General features: G+C 73.0%; 12 protein-coding genes. 6 read left to right on the forward strand and 6 right to left on the reverse strand.

Features of this window, described 5'->3' with window-relative positions; genetic code table 11:
- The first annotated feature begins 13 nt into the window (after window positions 1–13).
- Window positions 14–8,107 (forward strand): type I polyketide synthase, encoded by an 8,094-nt coding sequence (locus tag AAW14_RS02205; RefSeq protein ID WP_265559186.1) that lies wholly within the window; start codon window positions 14–16, stop codon window positions 8,105–8,107.
- A 273-nt stretch (window positions 8,108–8,380) separates the two neighbouring features.
- On the opposite strand, the gene AAW14_RS02210 is transcribed toward AAW14_RS02205, so the two are convergent.
- From AAW14_RS02210 to AAW14_RS02220, 3 genes are all read right to left on the reverse strand, one after another.
- Entirely contained in the window at window positions 8,381–8,890 is a 510-nt protein-coding gene (locus AAW14_RS02210) for a metallophosphoesterase family protein (RefSeq protein WP_265559188.1), read from the reverse strand.
- Window positions 8,891–8,894: 4 nt separating this feature from the next.
- Complete coding sequence (locus AAW14_RS02215; RefSeq protein ID WP_265559189.1) at window positions 8,895–11,381, reverse strand: SpoIIE family protein phosphatase; 2,487 nt, start codon at window positions 11,379–11,381, stop codon at window positions 8,895–8,897.
- A gap of 192 nt (window positions 11,382–11,573) precedes the next feature.
- Window positions 11,574–13,040 (reverse strand): S1 family peptidase, encoded by a 1,467-nt coding sequence (locus AAW14_RS02220; protein WP_265559191.1) that lies wholly within the window; start codon window positions 13,038–13,040, stop codon window positions 11,574–11,576.
- 193 nt (window positions 13,041–13,233) lie between these two features.
- On the opposite strand from AAW14_RS02220, the gene AAW14_RS02225 reads away from it, so the two are divergent.
- The 5 genes from AAW14_RS02225 to AAW14_RS02245 all read left to right on the forward strand — a co-directional run bounded on the left by AAW14_RS02225 (window position 13,234) and on the right by AAW14_RS02245 (window position 20,363).
- Window positions 13,234–13,707 (forward strand): PaaI family thioesterase, encoded by a 474-nt coding sequence (locus AAW14_RS02225; RefSeq protein WP_265559193.1) that lies wholly within the window; start codon window positions 13,234–13,236, stop codon window positions 13,705–13,707.
- A gap of 435 nt (window positions 13,708–14,142) precedes the next feature.
- Complete coding sequence (locus AAW14_RS02230) at window positions 14,143–14,358, forward strand: type A2 lantipeptide (protein ID WP_265559196.1); 216 nt, start codon at window positions 14,143–14,145, stop codon at window positions 14,356–14,358.
- Between the two features lie 152 nt (window positions 14,359–14,510).
- On the forward strand, window positions 14,511–15,317 hold the full coding sequence (locus AAW14_RS02235) for an HlyD family efflux transporter periplasmic adaptor subunit (RefSeq protein ID WP_265559198.1): 807 nt from the start codon (window positions 14,511–14,513) through the stop codon (window positions 15,315–15,317).
- Window positions 15,314–17,548, forward strand: coding sequence for an NHLP family bacteriocin export ABC transporter peptidase/permease/ATPase subunit (locus AAW14_RS02240; RefSeq protein WP_416223234.1), 2,235 nt, complete (start codon window positions 15,314–15,316; stop codon window positions 17,546–17,548). Before AAW14_RS02235 ends, AAW14_RS02240 begins: the two co-directional genes overlap by 4 nt.
- A 1-nt stretch (window position 17,549) precedes the next feature.
- Window positions 17,550–20,363: an NHLP bacteriocin export ABC transporter permease/ATPase subunit gene (locus AAW14_RS02245; protein ID WP_265559200.1), complete on the forward strand. Its 2,814-nt coding sequence runs from the start codon at window positions 17,550–17,552 to the stop codon at window positions 20,361–20,363.
- A 4-nt stretch (window positions 20,364–20,367) separates the two neighbouring features.
- On the opposite strand, the gene AAW14_RS02250 is transcribed toward AAW14_RS02245, so the two are convergent.
- The 3 genes from AAW14_RS02250 to AAW14_RS02260 all read right to left on the reverse strand — a co-directional run bounded on the left by AAW14_RS02250 (window position 20,368) and on the right by AAW14_RS02260 (window position 22,930).
- Window positions 20,368–20,898: an SRPBCC family protein gene (locus tag AAW14_RS02250; RefSeq protein WP_265559202.1), complete on the reverse strand. Its 531-nt coding sequence runs from the start codon at window positions 20,896–20,898 to the stop codon at window positions 20,368–20,370.
- A 6-nt stretch (window positions 20,899–20,904) separates the two neighbouring features.
- Window positions 20,905–21,246, reverse strand: coding sequence for an ArsR/SmtB family transcription factor (locus AAW14_RS02255; RefSeq protein ID WP_265559204.1), 342 nt, complete (start codon window positions 21,244–21,246; stop codon window positions 20,905–20,907).
- A gap of 79 nt (window positions 21,247–21,325) precedes the next feature.
- On the reverse strand, window positions 21,326–22,930 hold the full coding sequence (locus AAW14_RS02260) for a bifunctional phosphatase PAP2/diacylglycerol kinase family protein (protein ID WP_265559207.1): 1,605 nt from the start codon (window positions 22,928–22,930) through the stop codon (window positions 21,326–21,328).
- Window positions 22,931–23,214: the final 284 nt, after the last annotated feature.

A 23,214-nucleotide genomic window follows, 5' to 3' on the forward strand; every position in this document is an offset into this window, starting at 1 on the left:
CGAAGGGGTGGGTATGGCGGAGTTCCGGGGCGAGTTGGTGCGTGCGCTGCCCGGCACCTTGAGGGAGCACGCGGCCCGGCGGGGCGGCAAGGAGGCCTACCGGGACGAGCGACGGGCCGTCACATACGGGGAGTTGGAGGAGCGCACCGGACGGCTGGCGGGGCATCTGGGGTGTCTCGGGCTGGACCGGGGGGACCGGGTCGCTATCCTGCTGGGCAACCGAGTGGAATTCGTGGAGAGTTGTCTCGGTGTGCTGCGCGCCGGAGCGGTCGGCGTTCCGCTCGACCCCGAGGCGTCGGATGCCGAGTTGGCATACTTCCTCGACGACAGCGGCGCGGTCGTGGTCATCACCGATCAGGCGTTGCTGCCACGGCTCGCCGGGGCGGCGGCGGAGCGTCCCGGGCTTCGGGTGGTGGTCGTCGGCACGGGCGTCGTCCCGGCCGAGGCGCCCTGCGGTGCGCTCCTCTTCGAGGACCTCGCGCGGACCGACCCGGGCCGTCCGCCCCGGGACGACCTGGGGCTCGACGAAGCGGCCTGGATCCTCTACACCTCCGGCACCACCGGCGAGAGCAAGGGGGTGGTCTCCACCCAGCGCTCGGCCCTGTGGTCGGTGGCGGCGGCCTATGTACCGGCGTACGGGCTCAGGGAAGGGGACCATCTGCTGTGGCCCCTGCCGATGTTCCACTGCTACGCCCATTCACTGTGTCTGCTGGGGGTGGTGTCGGTCGGCGCGTGCGCCCTGCTCCTCGCCCCGGGCGCGAACGTGGCGCGGGCGCTGGCGGCGCGGCCCTTCACGGTCCTGGCCGGAGTACCCGCCACCTACCGCCTGCTGACCGAGTCGTTGCGGAAGACGCCGGTCCCCCTGCCTGCCTCCCTCCGGGTGTGTGTGACCGCGGGGGCGCCCTGTCCTCCCGAACTCCGGCAAGACATAGGGGAGTTGCTGGGCGCGCCGCTGCTCGACGGCTACGGCTCCACCGAGACCTGCGGGAAGATCGCCGTGAGCCTGCTCGACGGGCCGCGGTACGACGACTCATGCGGCCCTCCCCTGCCCGGGCTCACGGTACGGCTGACGCACCCGGCGACCGGGGAACAGGTCGCCGACGGGGACGAGGGGGAGATCTGGGTCCGCGGTGCGGCCCTGATGCGCGGCTACCACAACCGGCCGGAAGCCACCGCGCAGGCGTTCACCGACGGCTGGTACCGCACCGGTGACCTCGGCAGGCGCATGCCGCACGGCCACCTCCGGGTCACCGGCCGCGTCAAGGAACTCATCATCCGCGGCGGCCAGAACATCAATCCGTCGGAGGTCGAGCAGGTGCTGCTCGCCCTGCCCGACGTCGTCGACGCCGCGGTCGTCGGCAGGGCGCACGATGTGCTGGGCGAGGTGCCGGTCGCCGTCGTCGTCCCCGGACGGCAGGGATTCGACGCAGCGGCGGCGTTCGCCGCCTGCCGGGAACGGCTGTCCGCCTTCAAGGTGCCGGACGAGATCCACGAGATCTCGGCCGTGCCCCGTACACCGTCCGGCAAGACGGCTCGCCCGGAGCTCGCCGATCAGGTGGCGCTGCGGCTGACCGCGCAGCGTGCGTCCGCCTCGGCCGCCCTGCGCGAGCGCCTCGAGGCGGCACCCGATGCCGTACTGGACCTCGTGCGCGAGGAGACCGCGCGGACGGCCGGAGTCGCCGCGCACGATCTGGACCCCGACCGGCCGTTCACCGCGCTCGGGCTCACCTCCCTCGGCGGCGTGCTGCTGCGGGACCGGCTCGGCACCGCGACCGGTCTGGAGCTGCCCGCGACCCTGGTGTTCGACCACCCCACGCCCGCCGCCGCCGCGGCGCTGGTCACCGGGGCGCTGCGCGGCGGAGCCGACTCAGGGCCCGCTCGTACGACCGGCCGCGAAGCCGTCACCCCACCCGCGGAGCCGATCGCCGTCGTCGCCATGGCCTGCCGTTATCCGGGCGGCGTCCGGACGCCGGAGGACCTGTGGCGGCTGGTCGCGGACGGCACCGACGCGACCTCGGACTTCCCCGCCGACCGGGGCTGGGACCTCGCGGAGCTGTACGACCCCGATCCGGACCGCCCGGGCACCACCGTCACCCGCCGTGGCGGATTCCTGCACGGAGCCGCCGACTTCGACGCGGCCTTCTTCGGGATGTCGCCCCGCAAGGCATTGGCCACCGATCCCCAGCAGCGGCTGCTCCTGGAGACCGCCTGGGAGCTGCTGGAAAGGGCCGGCCTCGATCCGTCGGGGCTTCGGGGCAGCGAGACCGGCGTCTTCGTCGGCGTGATGCACGACGACTACGCGGGCCGCCTGCTGCACGGCGGCGGGCACGAGCTGGAGGCCCATCTCGCCCTCGGTTCGGCAGGCAGCGTGGCCTCCGGCCGGATCGCGTACACCCTGGGCCTCGCCGGTCCCGCGGTGACCGTGGACACCGCCTGCTCGTCGTCCCTGGTGGCCATGCACACCGCCGCGCGAGCGCTGCGTACGGGCGAGTGTTCCCTGGCCGTCGCCGGCGGAGTGACCGTCATGGCCACGCCCACGCCGTTCATCGCGTTCAGCAGACTGCGCGGGCTGGCTCCCGACGGGCGCTGCAAACCGTTCTCCGCGGCCGCCGACGGCACCGCCTGGGGCGAGGGCGTCGGCCTGGTCCTGCTGGAGCGCTTGTCCGACGCGCGGCGCAACGGCCATCCGGTCCTGGCCGTCCTGCGGGGCTCGGCCGTCAACTCCGACGGCGCGTCCAACGGGCTGACCGCGCCCAACGGCCCGGCCCAGCAGCGGGTGATCCGGGCGGCACTCGCCGACGCCGGGCTCTCCCCGGCGGACGTCGACGCGGTGGAGGCGCACGGCACGGGCACCGCGCTCGGCGATCCGATCGAGGCCCAGGCGCTGCTGGCCGCGTACGGGCCCGGCCGGGACCCCGAACGCCCCCTGTGGCTGGGCTCGTTGAAGTCGAACCTCGGGCACACCCAGGCCGCCGCCGGTGTCGGTGGCGTCATCAAGACCGTCCTGGCCATGCGGCACGGGCTCCTCCCCCGCACCCTGCACGCCGAGGAACCCTCGCCCCGGATCGACTGGTCGTCGGGGGGCGTACGGCTGCTGGCGCGGGACCAGAAGTGGCGTCCGGCGCCCGGGAGTCCACGGCGGGCCGGGGTGTCGGCGTTCGGGATCGGCGGGACCAATGCCCATGTGATCCTCGAGGAGCCAGGGGAGAGTGCATCGAAGGCCGGGCAGGACGCGGCCGAGGCGTGCCCTCGTGGTTCCGTGGCGCCCCCGCACGGACCGGTGGCGCCCTCCCTGGGGTCGACGGCGTCCCCCCGCGGACCCGTGGCCTCCTCCGATGCGGCCGTGATGTCACCTCGCGTCGAGGTGACACCTCCGCTGCTGCTGTCCGCCGCGAGTCCGGACGCCTTGCGGGTCCAGGCCGCCCGGACGGCCGCCGCGCTCCGCGAGCGACCCGGACTCGCCCCGCTCGATGTGGCGTTCACCCACGCCACCGCCCGCGCCGCGCTACCCCACCGGGCCGCCCTACCGGCGGACGACCGCGGGACGCTGCTTGCGGCGCTGGACGCCCTGGCTGCCTCAGGCACGGCACACACCGCCCGTGCTGACGGACGACTGGCCCTGCTGTTCACCGGACAGGGCGCCCAACGACCAGGCATGGGCCGCGCGTTGCACGAGGCCTTCCCCGGCTTCGCCGCAGTCTTCGACACCCTCTGCGAGCGGTTCGACGCCCACCTGGAACGGCCGTTGCGCTCGGTGCTGTGGGACCTGGGCGGCGACGGGCTCCTGAACCGTACCGACTTCGCCCAGGCGGCCCTCTTCGTCTTCGAGGTGGCCGCCTTCCGGCTGCTGGAGTCGTGGGGCGTGCGACCGGACGTTCTGATCGGGCACTCTGTCGGCGAGCTGGCGGCGGCCCACTCCGCGGGCGTCCTGTCCGAGGCAGACGCCGTCGAACTGGTCGCGGCCCGGGGCCGGTTGATGCGGCAGTTGCCCGAGGGCGGCGCCATGGTGGCGCTGGATGCCACCGAGGACGAGGTGACGGGCGAGCTCGCCGAGGGCGTCGCTGTCGCGGCGGTGAACGGCCCGCGCGCGGTCGTCGTCTCCGGCGCCGAGGGACCGGTACTCGCGCTCGCGGAGCGGTTCGCCGCGCGCGGACGGCGCACCACCCGGCTGCGGGTCGGCCATGCCTTCCACTCCCCGCTGATGGACCCCATGCTCGCCGAATTCGGCCGTCTCGCGGGCCGGTTGACGTACGGGCCGCCCCGCATCCCGGTGATGTCGGGGCTGACCGGACGCGCGGCCACCGGGGAGGAACTGCGGTCGGCCGCGTACTGGGTGCGCCACGCCCGGGAGACCGTGCGCTTCGGGGACGCCGTGGGCCGGCTGGCGCGTGAGGGCCGGGTGACAGCGTTCGCCGAGGTCGGACCGGACGCGCAACTGACGGCCCAGGCCATGACGGGCCTCGCCGGGGCGGACGAGGAACTGCTGTTCACCGCGATGGCCCGGCGGGGTGATCAGGAGCCCGAGCCGCGGACACTGCTCGCCGCCGTGGGCAGGCTCCATGTCCAGGGTCTGCCGGTGGACTGGCGGCGAGTGTACGACGGCAGCAGCGCCCGGCGTGTCGACCTGCCGACCTATCCCTTCCGGCGGCAACGACACTGGCTCGACGGCGGGGCCACCGGACCCGCAGCCGCCTCGGGCCGTCCGCTGCTCACGCAGACGGTCACCGTGCCGGGCACGGAGCGGCTGCTGTGCACCGGTTGGCTGTCCGGCGCGGACCAGCCGTGGCTGCGCGACCATGTGGTGGCCGGGCGCGTCCTCGTGCCGGGCGCCGCGTTCGCCGAGATGGCGTTGCACGCGGGCGACGCGTGCGGTCTCGACGTCCTGGAGGACCTCGCCGTGCCGACGCCGCTGCCCCTGCCCGCGGAGGAGCATGACCGCGTCCAGGTCCAGGTGGCCGTGGGCGAGCCGGACGGGGCCGGGCGCCGCACCGTGGACGTGTACTCCCGGCCGGAGGAGTCCGGCGCGCTGGGCTCCTGGACGCACCACGCGACGGGGCGGCTCGGCCCGGCGCTTCCGGGAGTCCGGGACCGTAGTGCCGCTCCGGCCGCATGGCCGCCGCCGGACGCCACGCCCGTGGACCTCACGGGTGCCTATGAGCGGCTGGCCGCCGCGGGCCATGCGTACGGGCCGGCGTTCCGCGGTGTCACGGCGCTGTGGCGGCGGGGCGGGGAATTGTTCGCCGAGGTGGGGCCGGTACCGGGTGTGCAGGGGCGGCGCCACGGCCTGCATCCGGCTCTCCTGGACGCGGCCCTGCATGCCGGGCTGCTCACCGGACCGCCCCCGGGACCGGCCCGGATGCCGTTCGCCTGGCGGGGAATGACGCTGTACGCCACCGGGGCCACGGCGCTGCGCGTACACCTCAGGACGACCGGCTCGGACACGGTGGCCGTGGACCTCGCCGACGCCTCGGGCGCCCCGGTGGCCGTGGTGGAGTCACTGACCGCGCGTCCGGTACCGGAAGCGGACGCCACTGCGCCCGGAGAGCTGTACCGCCTGCGCTGGACCGGTGTTCCCGCCGCCGCCGACGGACCCGTGCCATCGGTGACAGACCCCGACGACCTGGGCCTGGGCGCGATGCTCCCGCCGGCCGACTCCCCGGAGACGGCCGTGGCCTCCCTCTCCGCCGCCACGCCCGAGGACGCCGACCCGGCCACCGCCGCGCACACGCTGACCGCACGGGCCCTGGAACTGCTGCGAACGCGGCTTCCCGGTACCGGGCGGTTGGTCGTGGTGACACGCGGTGCCACCGCCGAGCCGCCGGAACTGCCCGCCGCCACGGTCTGGGGACTGCTGCGCGCCGCGCAGGCGGAGTACCCGGGTCGGCTCACGCTCGTCGACGTCGACGAGCGGCCCGAGTCGCTGCGGCTGCTGCCCGCCGCCGTGGCGGTCGGTGAGCCCCAGCTGGCCGTTCACGACGGCCGGCTGATGGTGCCGCGACTGGCGGTGACGCCGGGGGCCGCCTCCGGTGGTTCCTTCGGTGAGGGCGCCGTGCTGATCACCGGCGGCACCGGCTCGCTGGGCGCGCTGCTGGCCCGGCACCTGGTTACCCGGCACGGGGTACGGCATCTCGTCCTGCTCAGCCGCCGTGGCCCCCAGGCACCTGGTGCACGGGAGCTCCGGTCCGAGCTGGAATGGGCGGGCGCACATGTGGACATGGTGGCCTGCGACGCCGCCCGGCGGGACCGACTTGCCGCCGCCGTGGAGGAGTTCGGGGCCTCCCTCACCGCCGTGGTGCACACGGCGGGGGTCCTGGACGACGGCGTACTTGAATCGATGACGCCGCAGCGGCTTGCCGCGGTGCTGCGGCCGAAGGCCGACGCGGCCTGGCATCTGCACGAGCTGACGAAGGATCTGCCGCTGGCGCAGTTCGTGCTGTTCTCCTCGGCCGCCGGTCTGCTGGGCAACCCGGGGCAGTCCAACTACGCGGCGGCGAACGCCTTCCTGGACGCGCTCGCCCGGCACCGCGCCGCGCTGGGGCTGCCCGCGCTGTCGCTGGTGTGGGGGCCGTGGGCGGGCGGGGACGGGATGGCGGCCCGTACCGGCCGGGTCCGCGGAGGCGCCGTGCGCGCGGTCTCCCCGGAGCAGGGGCTGGCGCTCTTCGATGCCGCGCTCGGCTGCGGCATACCGGTTCTGGCGCCGCTTCCGCTGGACCGCTCGCCAGGGGCGATGGCCGCCGGGGCCACGATTCCGCCGCCCTTGCGCGCGCTGCTGCGCCCGGCCCGGCCCGCGGCCTCGTCCGGGGACGCGGAGGCGGGCGCGGAGGCGGACGGCATCGCCGGGTCCTGGCGTACCCGGCTGACGGCACTGCCCGCACCGGACCGCGTGGCCGCCCTGCGCAAGCTGATCCGGGCGGAGGTCGCCGCGGTGCTCGGGCACACCGACCCTGGTGCCGTCGACCGAGCCTTCCCGGAACTGGGATTCGACTCGCTGACGAGCGTGCTGCTGCGCAACCGGCTGAGCCTGCTGACCGGGCTGCCGCTGGCGGCGACCGTCGCGTACGACTGGCCGGACGTGGACGAGCTCGCGGACCATCTGTACGCGGAGTTGAGCGCGGCGTTGCCGGAGGGGGCGGCGGGCGCGGGGACCGGGGGCGACGAGCCCGTTGCTCCGGAAGGAGACCCCGCGTCGGCGGACACCGTCCGGCCGTCGGCCCCGCAACCGGCCCCGCCCGTTCCCTCACCCGTCCCGTACCGGGCCCGCGCCCTCCGCTCCCGTCAGCCCCTGCCGGCCCTCTATCGGCGCGTCTGCGCGACGGGGGACGTCGTCGCGGCGATGCACCTCCTGGTGACCGCATCCCTCGGCGCTCCGGTCTTCGGCCCGGAGGACGGCTCCCGGCACACCCTGACGCCGGTGCGCCTGGCCACCGGAGCGGACGGCCCGGCGCTCGTGTGCGTTCCCGGCTTCGCCACGAACCTCGGCCGCCCCTGGCACGCGGGCCTCGCGCCATGCTTCGACGGCGAGCGGGACATCCTCGAACTGCGCCATCCCGGCATCGACGACGGGGACGCGGTGGCGCGGGACCTGACGACGCTCACCGAGCTGCACGCCAGGACCGTGCGGAGCCGTGTCGGCGACCGTCCGTACGTGGTCGTGGGCCACTCCATGGGCGGCTCGGCCGCGCACGCGGTCGCCGCGCGTCTGGCGGCCGACGGCAATCCCCCGGCCGCACTCGTGCTGCTCGACTCGTACCACATCACCCCGGACCGGGAGGCCGAGCCCTGGCTGCTTGCCCTGCCCGCCCGGATCCCGGTGGCGGCGGGCGAGCGGTTCGACACATCGGTGGACGACCTGACCCTGCTGTCGCTCGGCGCCTACACCCGGATGTTCCGCGGCTGGCATCCGGAACCCACGGCTGTGCCCACTCTGCTGGTGCGCGCCACCGAGCCGCTGCCGGGCATGCCGCAGAGGTGGCGGTCCGGCTGGCCGGGCGCCCATGACACGGTGGACGTGCCCGGCAGTCATCTGAGCCTGCTCGAGGACCACGCGCCGACGACGGCCCGGGCGATCCGCATCTGGCTCGGATCCCTCGGCACGGAGGCGACCTGACCGCCCGCCGCCGGGGAACCGCCTCCGGCGCCCGGCCTCCAACACCCAGGTCCCGCCTGCGGGTTCGGTGGCGTCCGTCAGCCCCCACAGCTTGCCGATACGCCCGGCGGGCCCCCGCCCCACCTTGAAGACCGTGCCGGAGACCGGCCCTTGGGGATCGCCACCGTCACGTGTGCCGGTCCCGCGGGTCCGCCCCAGGGGGACGATCGACGGGGTGAGGCGACGGGTCAGGTCGTCGCGCGTCCGGGCGTGGTGCGGGCAATGGATTAACGCTCAACTTCCGGTGCGCGGGGGCAGCCGGTGTGTCTCCACCTCCGTCAGCCCGCCGTCCGTCACGGTCGCCGTCATGTACGTGCAGTGGGGCTGGCGGCGACGGTCGGTCGGGGAGCCGGGATTGAGCAGCCGCAGCCCCGTGTCCGTGGTGGTGTCCCAGGGGATGTGGCTGTGGCCGAAGACCAGTACGTCCAGGTCGGGGAAACGTTCTGCGCAGCGTCGTTCCCGGCCCTGCGCGGGGCCGGTCTCGTGGACCACTCCGAGGCGCAGACCTCCGAGGTCGGCTCGGGCGACTTCGGGGAGCCGGGCGCGCAGGGCGGGGCCGTCGTTGTTGCCGTGAACGCCGATCAGCCGCGCGGACCGGCTCTCCAGCAGGTCGAGCGTGGCGACGTCCACCCAGTCACCGGCGTGGATCACGACGTCGGCGCGCGGAACTTCGGCCAGCAGCCGCTCCGGCAGCTCCCGGGCGCGCCGTGGGACGTGGGTGTCGGACATGAGGAGCAGACGCACGACGTCAGGGTGTCACGGGCGGCCGGGCGGGGGCATCCGCCGTCAGGGGCTCCGCGGGCGGCGAAGGCGGCAGGACGAGGTCCGCCCACACCTGCTTGCCACCGCTGACCGGGAGCGTCCCCCACATGGCCGACACGGCCTCGACGAGCAGGATGCCGCGCCCGCCCGTCGCCTCCCAGCCGATGCTCGTCGGCTTGACCGGTGTGCGCGGCGAGGAGTCGGCGACGGCGACGCGCAGCCGGTGGTTGAGCAAGGTGAGGTCCAGGCGGACCGGGCCGTCGGTGTGGACGAGGGCGTTGGTGACGAGTTCGGAGACGACGAGGAGCACCATGTCGAGTCCCTCCGTCACCCCCCAGGCACGCAGAGTGCGGCGGGTGAAGCGGCGAGCGTGCCGGACCGCCTCGGGGACGCGCCACACCGTCCAGCTCTCGCGCAGGGGGCGTGTTGCCATGCCGTCGTAGCGCATGAGGAGCAGCGCCACGTCGTCGCTGCGGTTGGCCCCGGCGAGCATGGCGTCGGCGACAAGGCCGAGATGTCCGGGATCGGCGGCGGACAGCGCCTCGGACAGGTGCGTGAGGCCGTCCTCCAGGTCCATGTCGGCGGACTCGACCAGGCCGTCCGTGGTCAGGGCGACGATCGTGCCGGGCTGCAGCCTGATCTGGCTCATCGGGAATTCGGCCTGGGGCACCACGCCGAGCGGCGGCCCGCCCTCCGAGTCGGTGATCTCCGCGGTGCCGTCCGGATGACGCAGGACGGGTGGGAGGTGGCCGGCGCGGACGGACCAGGCGGTACCGGCCTCCATGTCGACGTCGACGTAGCAGCAGGTGGCGAAGAGGTCGGACTCCATCTCCACGAGAAGCCGGTTGGTGTGCGAGACGACGACGTCCGGGGGGTGGCCCTCGGCCGCGTACGCGCGCAGGGCCGTGCGCATCTGGCCCATGAGGGCGGCGGCGCTCGCGTTGTGGCCCTGGACGTCGCCGATGACGAGGGCGACGTGGTTGTCGGGCAGCGGGATCACGTCGTACCAGTCGCCGCCGAGCTCAAGACCCGCGGTGGTGGGCAGATAGCGGGCGACGGCTTCCGCACCGGGGAGCCGGGGCAGCCTGCGCGGCAGCAGGGCGCGCTGGAGCATACCGATCAGCTCGTGCTCGGCGTCGAAGGCGTGGGCGCGCACCAGTGCCTGGCCGGCGAGGCCCGCCACCGCGGTGAGCAGGGCACGCTCGTCGGTGCCGAAGTCGTGCGGGCTGTCCCAGCCGACCAGGCAGGCACCGGCCATACTTCCGCCGGCGGGGAGCGGCAGCACGGCCAGGCCCCCGGGGCCGACCTCGGCGAGCGCGGGTTCCAGGTCGGTTCCGGCGGGCCAGATCGCGGCGCGGCCCTCCCGCAGCGCGGCGGCGAGTGTCGGCATCGCGCGTACCGGCGCGTCGGGCCACTCCGAGCGCCACTCGGTGCGCCACACCTCGGGCCAGGCGTCCGCTTCGGGCGGGTCCAGGACGGTGACGACCAGCCGGTCGGACTCCAGCTCGGCGAGGGCGATGCGGTCGGCCTGCAGAGGCTTGCGCAGGGCGGCGACCACGGCCTTGCTGACGTCGCGGACGGTGCCCGCGGTGGCGAGGGCCGCGGCGAGCCGCTGGATGCGGGTGACGTCGCTGACGGCGGGGCGCAGCTTGGAGGCGTCGGCTACGGTCCCGACGAGCCGCGCCGGCCGGCCTTCCCCGGCCGGCAGCAGGCGCCCGCGCAGCCGCAGCCACTTCGGCACGCCGGAGGGCTGGAGGATGCGGAACTCCAGCTCGCGGTCGCCGATGGACATGTGGTCGGCCTCGACCACCGACATCAGGGAGGGCAGGTCCTCCGGCACGGTCCGGGCGAGCAGGGTCTCGACCCTGCCGTCGAAGTCGTCGGGGTCGATGCCGAAGAGTTCCAGCATCTCGTTGTCGACCTCGACCCGCCCGCTGTCCATGGCGAGGCTGAAGGAGCTGCGAGACGGCTCGCCGACGCCGGCCGGGGGCGGCGTGGGGCCGGTGACGGCCTCGGCGACGAGCTGGAGGCACGCGCGGTCGTCGGCGCCGAAGCCGTCCGGGCTGTCACCGACGGCGACCAGGCATCCCCCGTCCCGCAGGGGCAGGACGGCCACGGAGAAGTCCCCGGTCGGCAGCCGGTGCGCGTCGTCGCAGCGGCCGAGGTCCTCGGGGGTGAGCCACAGGGGCCGACGGGAGCGGTGCACCGCGGCAGCGGGCCCGTTGGACCAGGCGTAGCTGTCCCGCAGCCCGTACATTGCCCTCGGCACGCCGACCGACTCGGTAAGGCACAGCTGATCACCGTCCTCGCTCGGGGTGTAGACGACGGCGAGGGTGGCTCCGGCGAAGACGAGCGCCTGTTCGAGTACGCGGCGCAGGCGCTCACGCGGGTCGATGTCCGCGGCGAGCGTCTTGAGGGCAAGTTCGGCACGCAGGGTTCTTGTTCTGCGTTCCGCAGCGCCCTCACTGCCCACTCTGCAATTACAGCGCTTCCAGGACGCTCGCGCAGCCCCTGTGAGCGTGTCGACACGCCAGATCTGCGGCGCGGCGTGCGGGAGTGGCCTGGAAGGGCGAGTACGGAGCCTCCGCGGACAGAACGGTCCGGCCCTCCCGCCGGAGGGCCGGACCGTTCCACCGACCGGGGTGGAACCGCTACTGCGTCCCGGTCAGTGGCTGGTCACTCCGGAGCCGTCGGCCGCACCGCCGCCGACCGACTGCCCGGACTGGTCACCGGCGTTCCCGGCGTTCCCGGACGGGTCGGCCGCACCACCACCGCCCGCCTGGTCGGTGGGGCTCACGGTCTGGTTCCCGGCACCGCTCTGATTACCGGCGCCACTCTGATTACCGGCACCGCTCTGGTTCCCGGCACCGCTCTGGTCGCCGGCGCCCGCCGTGTCGCTCGGGCTCGCGGTGTCACCGGAGCCGGCACTCTGGCCCGAGCCCGCAGCACCGGCACCACCGGCACCACCGGCACCACCGGCACCACCGGCACCACCGGCACCGAGCGTCGCGCCGGTCGCCTGGAGCGCCGCGGTCACCGGCTGGAAGAAGGTCTCGCCGCCCGCGGTGCAGTCGCCGCTGCCGCCCGACGTCAGGCCGACCGCACTGCCGTCCTGGGTGAACAGGGAGCCACCACTGTCTCCGGCCTCGGCGCAGACGTTGGTCTGGATGAGGCCGTTGACGGTGTCGACGCCGCCCGGCACGGTCTCGCTCTGGAAGTTCACGGTGGCGTCGAGGCCGGTCACGCTCCCGTTGTGCAGCCCGGTCGTGCTGCCCATCCGGAAGACCTGCTGGCCCACCACCGCGTCCGCGGCCTTGGTGATCTGGACCGTCTGGCCGTTGCCGACGTTGACCTCGCTCTTGGTCTGGGTCTTGGGGTCGTTGTACTTGACGAGCGAGAAGTCGTTGCCGGGGAAGGTGGCCTGGTCGACGGTGGCGACCGGCTGGCCGTTCTGGGAGTCGGACCACTGCTTCGCCGCGACGCCGCAGTGACCGGCCGTCAGGAAGGCGGGGCTGCCGTCCTTCGCCGTGACGTTGAAGCCGAGGGAGCAGCGGACGCCCCCGCCGTTCGCCTGAGCGAAGATGGCGTCGCCGCCCGACACGAACGTCTTGAACTTGCCCCCGGACTTCTTGACGGTGGCCACGCCCGAGCCGAGGCTCTTGACCGTCGACTGCAGCTTCTTCCACGTGGTGCCGGTGACGGTGCTGTCGGCGCTGACCCTGATCTCGTTGGTCTTGGGGTCGACGGACCACGCGGTGCCGGGAATCGTCGCCTTGGTGCGCAGCGTCTTCGCCGCGGCCTGCAGCGTGGCGGTGCTGTTCTGCACCTGGTGCGGAACCGCGCCCGCCTTTCTGATGGCATCGATGACCTTGCTGTCGTTGCCCACCATGTTGACGACGACCTGCTGCTTGTCGGCGTTGTAGTACGACCCTGCGGCGGCACTGCCCAACTGGGAGGCGAGCTGCGAGGCGACGGCCGAGACGTCGGTCGCCTTGAACGTCTTCGGGGTGCCGTCCGACGAACCCGTCTGGGACGCGTTGGCATGGGGCAGCAGAAGGGCCGCAGCTCCGAGCGCCGCCACGCTTCCCGCCGCGATTGCGGCCTTGCGCTTGGGTATGCGTTTGTGACTCAACTCTTGACCTCCTGGGGACGGGGACCGTTGCCGCCGTCCGGCAGCTGACTGGGGGCGCCTGGATGCCTGTTGATACGCACGCGTCACATGGGGTGTTCAACGGCCACTGCAACTGGCCGAGTTGGCGTATGCGAAAGGATGAAATAGGCGGCAAACGCGTCTGTGGTGGCGTGATCACGGGCAGGGATCACGCATGACACCGACCCTCGCCGAAGCAGACCGGATCCTCTCCGACCATTTCGCCCCCTGGGTGCTCGAACTGGGCCTCGTGGTCGAGGAGCTGGACGACCGGCGCGCCGTGCTGCGGCTGCCCTGGTCCGCTCGGCTCGCCCGCGAGGGCGGCGCACTCTCGGGTCAGGCGCTGATGGCCGCGGCGGACACGGCGACGGTGATCGCGGTCTCGGCGGCGCGCGGCGGTTTCGTACCCATGACGACGGTCCAGCAGTCCACCACCTTCCAGCGCGCGGTCGTGGGCGCGGACGTGCTCGTGGAGGCGGTCCTCACCAAGCTCGGCCGGAGCATGGCGTTCGCCGACATCACGATGACCGAGGACGGCTCGGCTCAGATCGCGGCGAGGGCGAGCACGGTGTACGCGCTGTTCGGTCAGCACCCGTCCGCCCGGGGAACGTTGAACACTTCGGGAGCACGATCCGCCACCGAGAGGTAACGCTCGGTTTCCGCCCCGTTGGCGGAATCCCGGCTTCAGGGAATCTGCACATCGAATACGCAAGCGGCTCACCGTGCACGGTGTATCTGCACAGTCGCGCGCCGGGGCCGCGCGATTGGGGCTGGAGTGTCCTATTCCGTTTCGAGACGGCAAGGGATCGCGCGCACCGATGCCACGCAGCATGTGAAGAAGTAGCCCCCACGGCGTGCGCAGGCCTGCACGGATTGCCGCCGCAGAGCACCAATTCCCCAGGTGAGAGCACTGGATGATTGGAATCGCCGCGCGCGGACGTGCTTTGATCCGTTGCACCGCGGGGCCGTTGCAGGGCTTCCGGCAACGGGCGCCCGGCTCCCGCGGACCGCGGCCGACCGTCTGTCCCCAGAGGGGGGCCGCTCTCCCCCTTGTGAAATATCCCATACGAAGGGAAGTTCCATCATGAACTCCACCCCCCAGGTTGAGACCGCCGAGATCTCGGACGCCGAGCTCGACGCTGTTTCCGGCGGCCTGCAGGTGAACTCCCTGGGCACCGCCACCGGCCTGGTGGACGGCGTCGCCCCGGTTTCCGCCCTGACCGGCACGGCCGTCAGCACCGTCGAGGGTGTCACCGGTCTGAACGCAGCCCCGGTCACCCAGCTGGTCGCCGGTCTCTGATCGCACCGTTGTGCCGTTGAGTCCCGGAACCGGGCCCCCGGTTCCGGGACTCACGGATGCCGTGAAACGTGCGGCTCGCCACCGCGCCGCACGCCGTACGCCCGGCTCGACACGAGCCGGTCCTCAGTCACCCGCAGGTGAGGGAAAGTTCCGTGCAGTTCCGCCAACAGGCCCTCGCCAAGCTCCAGTCGCCCGAGGAACTCGACCTCCCGGTGCGCTTCGCCCGTCCCCAGGGCTGGCTCGTCCTCACCGTGACGGTCGTCGCCATGGCCGCCGCGACCATATGGGCCGTCACCGGCTCGGTGGCCTCCACGGTCAGCGCGCCCGCCATCCTCACGTACGGCGAGGGCAGCTACATCCTGCAGAGCCCCGTGGCCGGGCAGGTCACCGCGATCCTCGCCAAGGAGGGCGAACGGCTGCCCGCCGACTCGCCCCTCCTCAAGGTCCGTACGAGCCGGGGGGATGCGGTGGTCCGCACGGTCGCCGCGGGCCGTATCACCGCGCTCGCCGCCACCATCGGCCAGATCGTCCAGACCGGGGCCGACGTGGCGGCCGTGGAGAAGGTCGCCCGGCCGTCCGACCCGCTGTACGCCACGGTGTACGTCCCCGCCGACAACGCCGCCTCCATCCCTGAGAACGCCTCCGTCGACCTCACGGTCCAGTCGGTGCCGACCCAGGCGTACGGGGTGCTGCGCGGCCAGGTGAAGTCGGTGGACCGCGCGGCCCAGTCGCCGCAGCAGATCGCCGCCTTCCTCGGGGACAGCCAGCTGGGCGAGCAGTTCACCAAGGAGGGCCGCCCGGTGGCCGTGCTGGTGAAGCTCGACCGGGCGTCCGGCACGAAGAGCGGCTACCGGTGGTCGACCGCCGACGGCCCGCCGTTCACCCTCACCTCCCTGACCCTGGCCACGGGTTCGATCCGTCTGGCCGATCAGCGTCCCCTCGATTGGCTGCTGCCGTGACCGCTCCCCAGGACACACTGCCTCCGGTACGGGGCAGACGCCGTGCCGCGCCGCCGAAGCGCACCGTGCCCAAGGGCCGGCGCAAGACCGTCCGCACCCCCACCGTGCTGCAGATGGAGGCCGTGGAGTGCGGCGCCGCCTCCCTGGCCATGGTGCTCGGCCACTACGGCCGGCACATCCCGCTCGAAGAGCTGCGCATCGCCTGCGGTGTCTCCCGCGACGGCTCGCGCGCCAGCAATCTCCTCAAGGCGGCCCGTGGTTACGGCCTGACGGCCAAGGGCATGCAGATGGACACGGCCGCACTCGCCGAGGTGAAGGCGCCCGCGATCCTGTTCTGGGAGTTCAACCACTACGTGGTCTACGACGGCATGGGCCGCCGCTTCGGCCGCAGGGGCGTGTACGTCAACGACCCCGGCAAGGGCCGTCGCTTCGTCCCGATGGAGGACTTCGACACCAGCTTCACCGGGGTCGTGCTGGTGATGGAGCCGGGTCAGGGCTTCACGAAGGGCGGCCGCAGACCGGGCGTCCTGGGCGCCATGCCGGCCCGGCTGCGCGGCACTTCCGGCACGATGCCGGCCGCTGTGCTGGCGAGCCTCCTCCTGGTGGCGGTCGGCGCCGCGCTGCCCGCGCTGAGCCGGACGTACATCGACATGTTCCTGATCGGCGGGCAGACCTCCCTGCTGGGCGTGCTGTTCACGTCGATGGCCGCCTGTGTGCTGCTGACGGTCGTGCTGACCTGGCTGCAGCAGGCGAACCTGCTGCGCGGCCGGATCATCTCCTCCACGCTCTCCAGCGCCCGCTTCCTGCGGCATCTGCTGCGGCTGCCGGTGACGTTCTTCGCCCAGCGCAGCCCGGCCGACCTGGTACAGCGGCTCCAGTCCAACGACGCGGTCGCCGAGACCCTGGCCCGCGACCTCGCCGCGGCGGGTGTCGACGCGGTCGTCGTCGTGCTGTACGCGCTGCTGCTGTACACGTACGACCCGCAACTGACGTTCGTCGGCATCGGCGTCGCCCTGCTCAACGTGGCCGCGATGCGGGTCGTCGTACGGCTGCGGGCCACCCGTACCGCGAAACTGCGCGCGGACAGCGCGCGCCTGACCAACACGGCCTACACCGGCCTGCAGTTGATCGAGACGATGAAAGCAACCGGCGGCGAGGACGGCTACTTCCGCAAGTGGGCGGGGCAGCACGCCACCACGCTGGAGGAGCAGCAGCGGCTCGGCGTGCCGAGCGCCTGGCTGGGTGTGGTCGCACCGACGCTCGCCATGCTCAACAGCGCTCTGATCCTGTGGATCGGCGGTCTGCGGGCGATCGAGGGCCATATCTCCGTGGGCCTGCTGGTGGCCTTCCAGGCCCTGGTGACCCGCTTCACCGCGCCCATCACCCGGCTCAACGGGGTGGCGGGCCGTATCCAGGACTTCGCGGCGGACGTGGCGCGGCTGAAGGACGTGGAGAACTTCCAGGCCGACCCGCTCTACGGCCGCTCCGGCGGCACGGAGTCGACCCGCCGGCTGCACGGCCATGTCGAGCTGGAGAACATCACGTTCGGCTACAGCCCGCTCGACAAGCCGCTGCTGAGTGGCTTCAGCCTGACGGTCGGGCCCGGCCAGCAGGTGGCTCTGGTCGGCGGCTCCGGCAGCGGCAAGTCCACGGTGTCCCGGCTGATTTCGGGTCTGTACGCTCCGTGGGAGGGCGTGATCCGCATCGACGGGCAGCGTCTGGAGGACATTCCGCGCGGTGCGCTGGCCTCCTCCGTCTCCTTCGTCGACCAGGACGTCTTCCTCTTCGAGGGCACGGTCCGCGACAATGTGGCGCTGTGGGACCCCTCGATCCCCGACGACGCGGTGATCGCCGCACTGAGGGACGCGGCCCTGTACGACGTCGTGATGCGCCGCCCCGGTGGCATCCACAGCCGGGTCGAGCAGGACGGGCGGAACTTCTCCGGCGGGCAGCGCCAACGCCTGGAGATCGCACGGGCGTTGGTCCGCGATCCCAGCATCCTGGTACTCGACGAGGTGACCAGCGCCCTGGACGCGGAGACCGAGCAGACCGTGATCGACAATCTGCGCAAGCGCGGCTGCGCGTGCGTGGTGATCGCGCACCGGCTGAGCACCGTGCGCGACAGCGACGAGATCGTCGTGCTGCAGCACGGCACGATCGTGGAACGCGGGCGGCACGACGCCCTGGTGGCAGCCGGCGGAGCGTACGCCGAGCTGGTCAGGGAGCGATGAGATGACGACGGTGCACGAGGGCGACCTCGTCCTCAATGCGCTCGGCCTGATGGGCACCCCGGTCGACTGCTCGGGTCAGAGCCGAGTGGCCCTCGAAGGCCCGCAGGTCCTGTGGCTGGTCGCGGCCGGCGCACTGGACCTGTTCGCGGTGGACGCGGCCGTGCAGGGCCATTGGCATCACCTCGGCCGGCTCGAAGCGGGCTGCCTGCTGCTCGGACCGGTCGCCGGCCCCCAGCACACCCTGGTGGCCCGGCCGGTGCGCGACTGCGTGGTGCGCCGCATCCAACTGCGCGAGCTGTACCAGCCCGTCGACACCCAGACCTGGTCGTACGACGAGTACGGCAACCCGCAGTACGTGCCTCCGACGACGAGTCCCCTGGAGTACGCGCTCGCCCTCGGTGTCGGCCGGGGCCTCTCGGTCCTCTTCCAGGCGCCGATGGCCGGCGAACGGGCCGCCGACATCACCGACGACGACGTGTTCTGGATGCAGGTGCCGCCGGGCAGCGTCCAGTACGGCTCGATGTACGGCGCGGAGGCCGCGGCCGACCTGCTGATGGACCCGGCCGTGTGGCAGGGCATGGTCGACCAGCAGTACCGGCTCCTCGCCGCCCTCGACCGGTGGATCGAGCAGGTGGAGCGCACGCACGAGACCCGTACGGCGGCCGGCATCAAGGCGGGCGAGGCGGTCCGCGCCCAGGCCGACCGGACGCTGCTCGCCTCGATCGGCAAGTCGTCGGCGCAGCGCACGGCGGCCGACGCCGACGCCACCTACGCGGCGTGCAGGCTGGTGGCGCGCGCCGCCGGAATCACGCTGGCCGAGCCCGCGCAGAGCGGTACGGAGAGCGACCGCCTCGACCCGGTGGAGCGCATCGCGATCGCCTCCCGCGTCCGCACCCGTGCCGTACGGCTGGACGACCGATGGTGGCACGACAACGTCGGCCCGCTGGTGGGCCACCGGGCGCTGTCGGGCGCGCCGGTCGCGCTGCTGTGGCGGCGCGGCGGTTACGTCGCAGTGCAGCCGTCGTCGGGGCGCGAGACGCCGGTCGAGAAGGCGAACGCGACGGAGTTCGAGCCGAGGGCCGTGATGTTCTACCGCCCGCTGCCCGACCACCGGCTCAACCCGCTGGGGCTGTTGCGGTTCAGCATGCGCGGTACGGGCGGTGATCTGCTGGGTCTGCTGCTCAGCGGTCTGGTGACGGTCGCCATCGGCGCGCTGGTACCCATCGCCACAGGGAAGGTGCTCGGCGAGTTCGTGCCGAGGGCGCAGGAGGGACTGATCGTCCAGGTCTGCCTCGCCCTCATGGTCACCAGTGTGGTGGCGGCGGCATTCATGCTGTTGGAGAACCTGACCATTCTGCGCCTGGAAGGGCGCATCGAAGCGACGCTCCAGCCCGCGGTCTGGGACCGCTTGCTGAGGCTGCCGACGAAGTTCTTCACCGAGCGCTCCACGGGCGAGCTGGCCAGCGCGGCGATGGGTATCAGTGCGATCCGCAGGCTGCTCGCCGGGGTCGGTCCCGTGGTCGCCCAGTCGGTGACGGTGGGCGTGATGAACCTGGGGCTGCTGCTCTGGTACAGCGTGCCCATGGCGCTGGCCGCGATGGGGATGCTCGTCGTCATCGCCGGGGTGTTCCTGGGGCTCGGGCTGTGGCAGGTGCGCTGGCAGCGACGGCTGGTCCGGCTCGGCAACAAGCTGAACAACCAGGCGTTCCAGACCCTGCGCGGACTGCCCAAACTGCGGGTGGCGGCGGCCGAGAACTATGCGTACGCCGCCTGGGCGCGCGAGTTCGCGCACAGCCGTGAGCTGCAGCAGAAGGTCGGCCGGATCAAGAACCTGACGACGGTCCTCGGCGCGGTCTATCTGCCGCTGTGCTCACTGGTGCTGTTCATGCTCCTCGCGGGCCCGGCGAAGGGCTCGCTGTCGGCCGCCGACTTCCTCACCTTCAACACGTCGGTGACCATGCTGCTGACCTCGGTCACCCAGCTGACCGGTGCGTTCGTCTCGGCGGTGGCGGCGCTGCCGCTGTTCGAGGAGATCAGGCCGGTGCTGGACGCGGCGCCGGAGGTGCGCACGGCCAGCACCCGCCCCGGTGTCCTCTCCGGCGGCATCGAGGCGCGCCGGCTCTCGTTCCGGTACGCCGACGACGGTCCCCTGGTCCTCGACGACGTGTCCTTCGAGGTCGGGGCGGGCGAGTTCGTGGCGATCGTGGGTCCCAGCGGCTGCGGCAAGTCCACGCTGCTGCGCCTGCTGATCGGCTTCGACAAGCCGGTCTCGGGCAGTGTCCTGTACGACGGCCAGGACCTCGCGGCGCTGGACCAGTCGGCGGTGCGCCGGCAGTGCGGGGTGGTGCTCCAGCACGCACAGCCGTTCAGCGGGTCGATCCTGGACGTCATCTGCGGTACCGAGCCGTACACGCCGGAAGAGGCGATGGCGGCGGCCGAGATGGCGGGCCTCGCCGAGGACATCAAGCGGATGCCGATGGGGCTGCACACCATCGTCCAGGGCAGCGGAGCGGTCTCGGGCGGGCAGCGGCAGCGGCTTATGATCGCGCAGGCGCTGATCCGCAGGCCGCGCATCCTGTTCTTCGACGAGGCCACGAGCGCGCTGGACAACGAGACGCAGCGCCGGGTCATCGAGAGCACCCGCGCCCTGAACGCCACCCGGATCGTGATCGCCCACCGTCTGTCCACGGTGCTGGACGCGGACCGCGTCATCGTGATGGAGGACGGCAGGGTCGCCCAGCAGGGACCGCCGGCTCAGCTCCTGGCGGACACCGGCGGGCGCCTGCACGAGCTGGTACGTCGCCAGCTGGCGTGAGGGCTCAGGCGCCTGCGCCGGGGATGGGCGCGCCCGAGGGGACACCTGCGGTGACGTAACCGTCGTAGTACTCCTTCCAGGGGGCGCCTGCCCCGGCGTGCGGTCCCTCGAAGCGTTCGCCGCGGGCCCTGGCGTCCAGGGCCGTGAGGCACACCTCCCAGCCGGCGCCGTTGCGGGCGGCGGTGTTCTGCTCGCCCAGGACGTCGGTGAGCGTGAAGCGGGTGCGCCTGTCGTCCAGCGGCTCCAGGTCGAAACGCAGTTCGTCGCCGCCCCACTCGAAGGAGAGGTGTCGGGGCGGGTCGACGGCCACGACCGTACCGGTCGAGACGGGCATGTTCGGGTCCCCGCTGAACCGGACGGTGCCGCCGGGGCGCAGGTCGAACTCGGCTCGGGACGGGAACCACTGGGCGAGCTCGTCGGGTTCGGTGACGAACCGCCAGACTCGGTCCAGAGGGTGGTCGTAGACACGGCTGAAACGGACGGCTGGGCGGCCGTCGTCGAGGGTGAGGTACGTGCCGGTGAGGTCGGCGGCCATGGCGGATCAGTCCTTCGCGGAGGGTTCGTCGGTGTCGTCCGATGTCTCGTCCAGGCGCCGCCCCAGCGCGTCCAGGCTGGTGGTCCACAGCGCCCGGTAGGGGGCGAGCCAGGCGTCGAGCGCGGCGATGGGGGCCGGGTCGAGGGCGTACACCCGGCGCTGGGCGTCCTGGTGTACGCGCACGAGCCCCGCGTCCCGCAGTACCTTCAGATGCTTCGACGTACTCGGCTGGCTGAGACCGCACGCCTCGACGATCTCACCGACGGGCCGTGGCCGCTCCAGGAGCAGCGCGACGATGGACCGTCGATGGGGGTCGGCGAGTGCGGCCCACAGGGAGGCTTCGGACACGGGGCTCAATATGCCTCTTCGGTTATATAGCTGTCAAGGAATACGAGCCTCGCCTGACCGCGGGTCGTCCACGTGTGACTCAGCCCTCCGAGTCCGAGTGGCCGCCGTCCGCGGGGAGACGGCGGCCCCTTTGGCTGTTTCGGTGTCGGGCCACCGCGGCGGCGAGTCTCGCCTGCTGGGCGATCTCCTGGCCCTGGACGACGGGCCGGTAGACGACGAGTGCCCGGCTGCGCTTCTCCAGCCGCAACGCACGGGTGGCGGGCACGACTTCACCGTCGTATGCGAACGTGTCCGCGCCCCTCAGGTCCTCGGCACACACCCGGGACACCCGCTCGGCCCGGTAGACACGCGAGCGGCCGAGGGCCCCGGCGAGTGCCGCGACCACCACCCGGGTACGGGCCAGCCGGTGGCTGCCGTCGACCGTACGCAGATCGAGCAGCCCGTCGTCCAGCCGCGGTCGGAAGGAGGGCGCGAAACCGTCCGGAACATAGCGGCCGTTGCCGGCGAACAGCAGCCACAGCCGGCGCGGGTGGCCGTCGAGGCGCAGTTCCACCGGGGTCGCGGAGCGCACCACCCGGATGAGCGCCACGGCCGCGGCCGGCCATTTGCCCCAGCGCCGCTCCAGGTGTTCACGGAGGCCGACCAGGTCCGGGTAGAGGCCGATGCTGAAGGTGTTCAGGAATTCGACGGGCTCCGTGCTGCCGGAGGCCCCGTCCGGCACGGGGGCGGCAACCCCGATGTCGACGGCGACCGCCTCGCCGCGGACCACCGCGGCGGCCGTGTCCTCGAAGTGCGGCACGCCGACGTCCAGGGCGAAGTGATTGAGGGTGCCGCCGGGGAACACGGCGAGGGCCAACCGATGTGCGGCCGCCGCCCGGGCCGCCGCGTTGACCGTGCCGTCGCCGCCGTACACACCGAGCGCTCCGCCGCGTCCGACGGCGCGGCGCACCGCCCGGTCGAGCAGTACGGAGAAGTCGTCGTCGGGGCCGCACTCCACGAATTCGGCCCCGGGCAGGAGTTCGGCGAGGAGGTCGGCGGGCGGCAGCGCAGCGGCCGGGGCCCCCGCTCCCGCGCGGCTGTTGACGAAGACGACGAGCCCCTCGCCCCCGGGCAGGGCGGGAGCCTGAGCCGGCGGGCGCTCCCGCTCCGGGTTCACCTGGCGCGGCGGCCACCAGCGGCAGGTCAGCAGCGCGGCACCGAGACCGATCGCCGTCCCGGCCAGGACGTCTCCCGGGTAGTGCACACCGACGTACACCCGCGAGAAGGCGACGGCCCCGGCGACGGGAGCGATCAGCGCGCCGTATCCGGCGGATTCCAGCGCGACCCCGGTGACGAAGGCCGCGGCCGAGGCGGAGTGGCCGGAGGGGAAGGAGGTGGTGCGCGGCTGGCGCCTGAGGTGACGCATCGGCGGCACATCGACAAGAAGCGGCCTCGGGCGCCGTGCCGCCCACTTGACGAGGGTGTTCACGGTGAGCGAGGCGAGCGCGAGCGAACCGGTCCCGCGCAGGGCGGCGCGCCGGGCGGTGCGGCCGCCGAGCACGGCGAGCCCGGCCGCGGCCCCGAACCACAGCACACCGTGATCGGCCGCGTGGCTCAGCCGGGTGAGCGCGGGATCGGCGCCGGGCACGCGCGCGGTGGCGACCCGGGTGAACAGCCGCTGGTCCAGTTCGCCGAGGAAGCGCATGTTCCACGGCTACCGGTGCGGGACGGCGGCGTCATCCGGGGTGCCCCCAACCGGTGACGGGACTGCTCCGGGCGGCGTACGGGCGGGCCGCGCCGAACCGCCGGTCGCGGCCGTGGTTACCGCCCGGACAGCGCATGGTCGTCTCTCCCGGCGGGTGGGCGCGGACTCCGGGGAGTCGGACAGGGCGAGCCCCGGCCACCGGTCCGGTCATGGCCGTCGTACGTCTTCCGCCTTGTGCCCGGCTGTGCTTGCCTGGGGAGCCCTTTCGGCGGTCGGGGCGGGAG

Source organism: Streptomyces hygroscopicus (assembly GCF_026168105.1).
In the GTDB taxonomy this organism is placed as follows: Bacteria; Actinomycetota; Actinomycetes; order Streptomycetales; family Streptomycetaceae; genus Streptomyces; species Streptomyces hygroscopicus_D.